Origin of the sequence: Rudaea sp., from assembly GCF_036383415.1 — a bacterium.
In the GTDB taxonomy this organism is placed as follows: domain Bacteria; phylum Pseudomonadota; class Gammaproteobacteria; order Xanthomonadales; family Rhodanobacteraceae; genus Rudaea.
The window spans coordinates 1-8,020 of sequence record NZ_DASVOK010000033.1; the positions used below are offsets into that span (position 1 = coordinate 1).

General features: G+C 65.2%; 8 protein-coding genes. All 8 read left to right on the top strand.

What is annotated here, in order from left to right:
* Nucleotides 1-834, top strand: an 834-nt coding sequence (locus tag VF497_RS01100) for a hypothetical protein (RefSeq protein ID WP_330885406.1), incomplete at its 5' end; no start/stop codon positions are given.
* A gap of 10 nt (nucleotides 835-844) precedes the next feature.
* Nucleotides 845-1,213, top strand: a complete 369-nt coding sequence (locus tag VF497_RS01105; RefSeq protein WP_330885408.1) for a hypothetical protein — start codon at nucleotides 845-847, stop codon at nucleotides 1,211-1,213.
* Nucleotides 1,214-1,230: 17 nt separating this feature from the next.
* Complete coding sequence (locus VF497_RS01110) at nucleotides 1,231-3,693, top strand: serine/threonine-protein kinase (protein ID WP_330885410.1); 2,463 nt, start codon at nucleotides 1,231-1,233, stop codon at nucleotides 3,691-3,693.
* An 81-nt stretch (nucleotides 3,694-3,774) separates the two neighbouring features.
* Nucleotides 3,775-4,332 (top strand): ribosome recycling factor, encoded by a 558-nt coding sequence (gene frr / locus VF497_RS01115; protein WP_018972929.1) that lies wholly within the window; start codon nucleotides 3,775-3,777, stop codon nucleotides 4,330-4,332.
* A gap of 439 nt (nucleotides 4,333-4,771) precedes the next feature.
* Complete coding sequence (uppS, locus tag VF497_RS01120; RefSeq protein WP_330885414.1) at nucleotides 4,772-5,521, top strand: polyprenyl diphosphate synthase; 750 nt, start codon at nucleotides 4,772-4,774, stop codon at nucleotides 5,519-5,521.
* Nucleotides 5,518-6,333 carry a phosphatidate cytidylyltransferase gene (locus VF497_RS01125; protein ID WP_330885416.1) on the top strand — a complete coding sequence of 272 codons (816 nt, stop codon included), beginning with the start codon at nucleotides 5,518-5,520 and terminating at the stop codon, nucleotides 6,331-6,333. Before uppS ends, VF497_RS01125 begins: the two co-directional genes overlap by 4 nt.
* On the top strand, nucleotides 6,330-7,508 hold the full coding sequence (locus tag VF497_RS01130; protein WP_330885418.1) for a 1-deoxy-D-xylulose-5-phosphate reductoisomerase: 1,179 nt from the start codon (nucleotides 6,330-6,332) through the stop codon (nucleotides 7,506-7,508). Before VF497_RS01125 ends, VF497_RS01130 begins: the two co-directional genes overlap by 4 nt.
* A gap of 65 nt (nucleotides 7,509-7,573) precedes the next feature.
* A partial coding sequence (locus VF497_RS01135; RefSeq protein WP_330885420.1) for a site-2 protease family protein occupies nucleotides 7,574-8,020 on the top strand: 447 nt, incomplete at its 3' end.

Genomic DNA, 8,020 nt, shown 5'->3' on the forward strand with positions numbered 1-8,020 from the left:
AGCCGACGCGGCCGCTGGCTGCGTTGGAACGTCGCGAAGGAGAACCGCCCCGCCGCAGATCTGGCGCGTGAGGGCGCGTTGCTCGGCGAGGAATCCGCTACACCCGAGCCCGTATCTGATGCCGAACGCAGCGCATTGCGCGCGCGCGATCCGGGACCGCCGGCGATCGTCGATCCGGCCACGCACGCGGTCATTCCGCCGCGCCAGCCCGGTCTGCCGGCGACGCTGTTCGACCTGTCCGCCTACTACAACATGACGATCACCGATCCGGACAATCGCGATGAGATATCCGTCGATATTCCCGCCTTCGCGCCCGGTACGCGCCGTCTGCTCGGTGTCGACTACGATGCGCGCGGCATGATCGCGCTCGACATGCCGGCGCTCAAGATCCTGCGTGGACAAGCGCCGACCCGCGTAGCGGGCATCCGCCCCGGCGTGCCGAAGTTCGCGGCGCTCGATGTTCTGATCGGTGCGATCGGCCGGCTCAAGCAACGCAAACGCGAGCCGTATTGCTACGTCGAACTGACTTACGCCGACGCCAGCAAGGCGCGACTGCCGATCGTATATCGCAACGACATCTGGGAATCCTGGGTCAATACCGGCGATGCCGGCACGGCGCACGTCGCCTGGTCGGGCAGTTCCGGGACTCCCGGTGGCGCCCCCGCTCGCTTGTATGCGGTGCGTCTGGCCAATCCGTATCCGCAACGCAGCGTCGCGAGCGTCGCGTTCGAATCGACCGATGTCGAGTGGAGCCTGCCGGCATTGCTCGCGATCACCGCCGAAACAGGAACCGCAACCTCTGCCGCCACACCTTCGCCGCCAAGCAATCACTGAGGAGACCAGCATGCTCGTGCTTGTCTTGCCGCTCTTGACTCGATTCGCGCTGGCGCTGGTTGCCATCGCAGCCGTGCTCGCCACGCCTTGTGCGCGCGCGCAAGACCAACCCGACGCGGAAACGCAGACTTTCGACACCATCGAAGTCACCGGCACGTATATCTGCGGCGTCGATCTGGAAGCCCAACACGCGATCCAGATCCTGTCGCGCGAGGACCTGCTGTGCACCGGCTTGAGCAGCCTCGCCGACGCCATCCAGACGCTGATCATCGCCAACGGGCAGACGCAGAATCGCAACGTCAACCATGACGACAACGTCGGCAACGGCGAATTGCGCATCAATCGGCGCGGCTTCGGCTCGCAGCGCTCGCCGGCATGAACGTGCAACGCAATGACATGTCGTTGTCCGCGGCACCGTCGCTCGCTGCGCAAATGGACCACGCGGCACTGGCCGATCTGGTCTTCGGCTATTCGAGCGCTGAGGGCTCCGACTCGACCCAACCGCGACCTCTCGCCCTGCTGCCGAATGCGGCGCTCGAACTCGATCTGACCGATCCCGAACAGCGCGAATTCGGCGACTACGAACTGCTCGAACTCATCGGCGAGGGCGGCATGGGCGTGGTCTATCGCGCGCATCAGAAAACCCTCGACCGCGAAGTCGCGGTCAAGCTGCTCGCGGCCGGTCCGTGGGCATCGAAACCCTACGTCGAGCGCTTCCGCCGCGAGGCACAGAACGCGGCGCGCATGCAGCATCCGAACATCGTCGCAATCTACGAAGTTGCCAGCGCGGAAGAGCTGCACTTCTTCAGCATGCGCCTGGTACGCGGGCCGAGCCTCGCCGTCGTACTCAAGCGCGACGGGCCGATGCCGGCACGGCGCACTGCCATCCTCATGCGCACCATCGCCGAAGCGGTCGACTACGCCCACCGCCTCGGCGTGCTCCATCTCGACCTCAAACCCGGCAACGTGCTCATAGACGAAACCGGCATCGCGCATGTCGCCGACTTCGGCCTTGCGCGCCGGCTCGATCCGGCCGACGGCGCGGGTATCGAAGCCGACACGGACGAAATTTCCGGCACGCCGAGCTACATGGCGCCTGAGCAGGCGAACATGCAGAAGCTCTCGCCGGCGGCCGACGTCTGGGGACTCGGCGCGATCCTCTACGAACTCCTCACCGGCCGCCCGCCGTTCCTCGGCGATACGCCGAAGGACACGCTCCAACTCGTGCGTGAAGCGACACTCGCACCACCGCGCCAGCTCGCACCGGCTGTTCCCCGCAATCTCGAAGCGATCGTGCTGCAATGCCTGCATCGCGATCCCGCCCGGCGCTACCCCAGCGCACGCGCGCTCGCCGACGATCTCGGCCGCTTCATCGAGGATCGCGAAGTCCATGCGCGGCGCCTGAACGGCTTCCAGCGCACGGCACAGTGGGCTCACCGGCAGCCGTATCTGGCGACGTTCGCCGCGCTGTTCGTCGCCGCGTTGATCGCCGGCGTGATCGGCGTCGCCGTGCAATGGCGGCGTGCGGAACGGAGCAACCTGCTCGCCAACGAGATCAACAGTTTCCTCAACGAAGACGTGATTGCGGTAGCCGATCCCTACATCGACGCGGGCCGTCGCGCCGATCAGATCAGCGTGCTCGACCTGCTACGCAACGCCGAAGGAAAACTCGATCAGGGATTGGTCCAGTCGGCGGCGCGCGCGCAGATCGGATTCACTCTGGCGCGCGCGTATTTCGGCATGGGTCAATGGGACAAGGCACGAGTGCGCCTGGAAAAGGCGCGTGCAGACGCCGGCGCAGCACTGGGCAGCGAGGCAATGCTCACTCTCGACATCGAAGAGCTGCTCGGCGTCGCGATGATCTACGACGGGCTGTTCGCCGAAGCGGACAAACTGTATTCACATCTGATCGACAGCCGCACGCGGGCCCTCGGGCCGAACGCGCCGGGCACGATCGCCGCACGCCGCGGACACGCGATGATGCTGTACGAAAACGACGAGTTCGCCCGCGCTCTCGGCGAGTACGAGGCATTGCGCCCGCTCGCCGCCCAATATGCGCCAAACCAGCTTACCGATATCGACTGGCAGCTTGCCGACATCTACACCGAGTCGAATCGCTGGGACGAGGCTGAAGCGCTGCTGCGTGGCGTGCTCGATCAATCGCGCGCACAGCTCGGTCAATATCACCCGCAATATCTCTGGCAGACCTGGTCGCTCGGCGATCTGTTGATGATGCGCGCACGCTGGGACGAGGCGGATGCGATTTTCCGCACGATGCGCGAGCAATTGACCCGCTCGGTCGGCCCGCAGCATCCGAAGGTGCTGACCGCAATCCACTCGTCGGGGCAATTGCGTCTGCTGCGCGGCGACCCCGATGCCGGCTTGCCGCTGCTGCAGGAGGCGATGGACGGCCGCATCCGCGTGCATGGCGAGGACCACAAGTGGGCGCAATACAGCATGAACCGCGTCGGCCAGTCCTTGCTCGCACTCGGGCGTACGCGCGAAGCGATCGCCTTGCTTGAACGCACGCTGCAGTTGGCAACGCAGAACGGCCGCCGCAGCCAGGCATACGTGCTGTTGATCCTCGACAATCTCGCACGCGCCTACATGGCTGCGGGAGAGCTCGACCGCGCACAAACCAGCCTCGACGAAGCACTGAACACCGCCCGGACCGCGGTACCGGCGAACAATTTCCGCCGCGCGCAACTCGAACGCAGCTACGGCGAACTCGCTCTGCTGCGCGGCCAAAAAGAACAGGCTCGCGAACGTTATGCCACCGCTGTCGCCATTCTGGCCGACGGCTTCGGCGAGGCGCATCCCTTGGTCGCCGACCTGCGCAGGCGTTTGAGCGCGCTCTGATCGCGGGCCGCGCCGCAGCGTGGGTGCGTTTGTCGTCCCTGCTATACTTCGCGGCCTTTCCGAAGACCATTGGAGCCCGCCATGCTCAACAACATCAAAACCGACGCGCAGACGCGCATGGCCAAGAGCGTGGATGCGCTCAAGCACGAGTTGACCCGCCTGCGCACGGGTCGTGCGAGCACGGCACTGGTCGATCATCTCAAGGTCAACTACTACGGTTCCGACGTGCCGATCGGCCAGGTCGCCAACATTGCCGTCGCCGACGCGCGCTCGCTGACGATCACGCCTTGGGAAAAACCCATGGTGCAGGCGGTCGAGAAGGCGATCATCGCCGCCAACCTCGGCTTCACCCCGACCACGGCCGGTACGGTGATCCGCATCAACATCCCGCCGCTCACCCAGGAGCGCCGCAAGGAATTGTCCAAGCACGTTTCGCACGAGGGCGAGAACGCAAAGATCGCGATCCGCAACGTGCGCCGCGACGCGCTGCACCAGATCAAGGAACTGCTCAAGGACAAGAAGATCACCGAGGACGAAGAGCGCAAGGCCGAAGACGACATGCAAAAGCTCACCGACAAGTTCGTCAAGGACGTCGACGGCGTGGTCAAGTCGAAAGAAGACGAATTGATGGCGATGTGAGAGCTGTAAACAACAAAAGCGGAATGCCTTGCGCTCTTGCTCTTCGCTTTTGATTTTCGGTTTTGATCTTCGGATCCCCGTTTGCCGCGGCGAGGGTAGGACGGAAATGCCTGAAAGGTCGCGCGCACGATGCGCGCGAGTTCGTTGCGCGGACAAGGACGTGCGTTCAACGAACCCCGGCGTGACCTCGCGCACCGCCGCAGGCGGCGCGGCATCCGGGGTGTGTTTCTTTGGTTACTTTCTTTGCACAAGCAAAGAAAGTAACCCGCTCGTCCGCAGGACGAGTGGAAGCTCTTGCTCTGAAGGCAAACGGCAAACAAGCAAAGGCGCTGGATTCCCGCTAAGAGCATGCGGGAATGACGAGCAAAGAACTGGATTCCCGCTTTCGCGGGAATGACGAGCCCGGTTTTCGCCGGGATGACGGACAAAAGCGATAAAAGTGGAAAACTCCACAAATAAACTCCCACGCCATATCGCCATCGTCATGGACGGCAACGGCCGCTGGGCAAAGCAGCGCCACCGCCCGCGCACGTTCGGCCACCGCGCCGGGCAGAAAGCCGTGCGTGCGGTCATCGAAGCCTGCCTGCGCCGCGGCATCGAGGCGCTGACCCTGTTCGCATTCTCTTCGGAGAACTGGAAGCGACCGCAGGAAGAAGTCGGCGCGTTGATGGAATTGTTCCTCAAGGCACTCGACCGTGAAGTCAACGAACTGCACGGCTACGGCGTGCGCATCCGCTTCGTCGGCGAACTGGCCGCGTTCGCGCCGGCGCTGCGCGAGCGCATGCAGGCGGCGATGGACAAGACCGCGGGCAACGCCAAGCTCGCGCTCAACATCGCGGTCAATTACGGCGGCCGTTGGGATATCGCACAGGCCGCGCGCCGGGCGGCACAGGCCGTCGTCCGCGGCGAAATCGACGCGACACAAATCGACGAGGCGCGCCTGGCCGGATACTTCTCGCTGGCCGAGCTGCCGCCGCTGGACCTGTTCATCCGCACCGGCGGCGAGAAACGCGTGAGCAATTTCCTGCTCTGGCAGCTCGCCTACGCCGAACTGGTCTTTTCCGACGCGCTGTGGCCGGACTTCGACGCCGCCCACCTCGACGCCGCGATCGCCGATTTCGCCGGACGCGAGCGCCGATATGGTAAAACGAGCGCCCAGATATCCAACGGGGACTCGGGGGCCGCTTGAAGCAACGGATAATTACAGCGCTACTGATCACGCCGTTCGCGATCGCGCTGTTCCTGTTTGTGCCGACGCCAGCCTTCGTCGCCGTAATCGGCACGATCTGTGGCATCGGAATGTGGGAATGGACGCGCCTTTCGGGCATGCGCGAGCGGTCGTGGCGCGCGGTCGCGGTCGCGCTCGGCGTCGGCGCGATGCTGGCGCTGTACTTCACCTCGAACGTCGTGCTGTGGTGGGCGTTCATCATCCTCGGCTGTCTTGCCTGGATAGGCGCGATTTTCTGGTTGCGCGATTTCTCCTATGCCGCATCGCCGACGCGTGAACACACGGCGTTGAAACTCGCCGCGGGCGCGCTCGCGATCCTGCCCGCGTTCGCCGGATTGATGCGCGTGCATCAGACGCAGACGATTCCGCACACCTGGGCGCTGTACGCGATGCTGCTGGTCTGGTCGGCGGACACGTTCGCCTACTTCGCCGGCAGCCGCTGGGGCAAGGTCAAGCTCGCACCGCAGATCAGCCCGGGCAAGACCCGCGAGGGACTATACGGCGCGCTGGTCGGCTCGGGCATCGTCGCCGCGGTCGGCGGCTGGCTGCTCGACGTGCGCGGCGTAACGCTCGTGCTGCTCGTCGTCGCCGCCCTGATCAGCGTCCTTTTCTCGGTTGTCGGCGACCTGTTCGAGAGCCTGATCAAGCGGCACGCAGGAGTGAAGGATTCGGGCAACCTGTTCCCGGGCCACGGCGGCGTCTGCGATCGCCTTGACGGTGTGTTCGCGGCACTGCCGTTTTTTGCGCTCGGTAAAGCACTGTTGGGTCTATGAGGAACGTCGCAATTCTCGGCGCCACCGGCTCGATCGGTGCGAGCGTGCTCGACGTGATCGCGCGCCACCCGGACCGGTTTCGCGCGAGCGTGCTTGCCGCACACCGCAAGGTCGACGAACTCGTCGCGCTGTGCCTGCGCTTCAAGCCCGATCTCGCCGTGATCGCCGACGCCGCGCTCGAAACCGCGCTGCGCGACAAGCTCGTCGCGGCCGGGCTTGCGACACGCGCTGCCGCCGGCATGCAGGCGCTCAACGACGCCGCGTCGGGCGAGTTGTGTGACAGCGTCGTCGCCGCGATCGTCGGCGCCGCCGGACTCGAATCGACGCTGGCCGCCGCGCGCGCGGGCAAGCGCCTGTTGCTGGCGAACAAGGAATCGGTGGTCATGGCCGGCCCGCTGCTGCTCGACGCGGTGCACGCGGGCGGCGGCGAGCTGATCCCGGTCGATTCGGAACACAACGCGATTTTCCAATGTCTGCCCGGCGGCAGACCCGATCTTGCCGCCGCCGGCGTGCGCAGGATTCTGCTAACGGCCTCGGGCGGCCCGTTCCGCGGCAAGAAGCGTGCGGATCTCGCCGCGATCACGCCCGACCAGGCCTGCGCGCATCCTAAATGGAACATGGGCCGCAAGATCTCGGTCGATTCGGCAACGCTGATGAACAAGGGCCTCGAAGTCATCGAGGCGCATTGGCTGTTTGGCGCTACGCCTATGCAGATCGAAGTCGTCGTGCATCCGCAAAGCCTCGTGCATTCGCTCGTCGAGTACGCCGACGGTTCGGTGCTCGCCCAACTCGGCAACCCGGACATGCGCACCGCGCTGGCGCACGCGCTCGCCTGGCCCGAGCGCATCGACGCCGGCGTGGCGCCGCTCGATCTGGTCAAATCCGGCGCGCTGCAGTTCGAAGCGCCCGACCGCGACACGTTCCGCTGCCTCGACCTTGCCTACCGCGCCCTGGTCGAGGGCGGCACGGCGCCGACCGTGCTCAACGCTGCCAATGAGGTCGCCGTCGGTGCATTCCTCGAAGGCAGCCTGCCGTTCCTCGCCATCGCGGAGTTGATCGAAGCCACCCTCGACGCAATATCGGCTGAACCGGTGGCCGGCATCGAGCACCTCGTTCACGTGGATTTAACGGCGCGCAACGTGGCGCAACGTAAGATGCGGCAAGAGTTTTGTTGACGATCGCCTTTGATGAAAAGAGCGGCCATTGATGGCTGCTGGCGGTCGGCACGAGAGCACAAATAATGTCTGAATTCTTCGGTTCCATCTTCTGGCTCGCCGTCACCCTAGGCGTGCTGGTCACCTTCCACGAGTTCGGCCACTACTGGGTGGCGCGGCGCTGCGGCGTGCGCGTGCTGCGCTTTTCGATCGGCTTCGGCAAGCCGATCGCCTCGTTCTGGCGCGACGGCACCGAGTGGGCGATCAGCGCGATTCCGCTCGGCGGCTACGTCAAGTTCCTCGACCAGCGCGAGGCCGACGACCCGGTCGCCGCCGCGCGCGAGCCGGGCGAGTTCTACTCGAAACCGCCGTGGCAGCGCATCGCCATCGCCGCCGCCGGGCCGGTATTCAACATCCTGTTCACCGTCGTCGCGTTCTGGGCGATGTTCGTGATCGGCCGGCCGGACTATCAGCCGGTCATTGGTACGCCAAAGGGCCTGGCCGCGGAAGCCGGCCTGGCCGCAGGCGACCGC

Coding starts and splice junctions, on each gene's coding strand:
- VF497_RS01105 (WP_330885408.1), top strand. CDS start 845: ATGCTCGTGCTTGTCTTGCCGCTCTTGACTCGATTCGCGCTGGCGCTG.
- VF497_RS01110 (WP_330885410.1), top strand. CDS start 1,231: ATGTCGTTGTCCGCGGCACCGTCGCTCGCTGCGCAAATGGACCACGCG.
- frr (WP_018972929.1), top strand. CDS start 3,775: ATGCTCAACAACATCAAAACCGACGCGCAGACGCGCATGGCCAAGAGC.
- VF497_RS01130 (WP_330885418.1), top strand. CDS start 6,330: ATGAGGAACGTCGCAATTCTCGGCGCCACCGGCTCGATCGGTGCGAGC.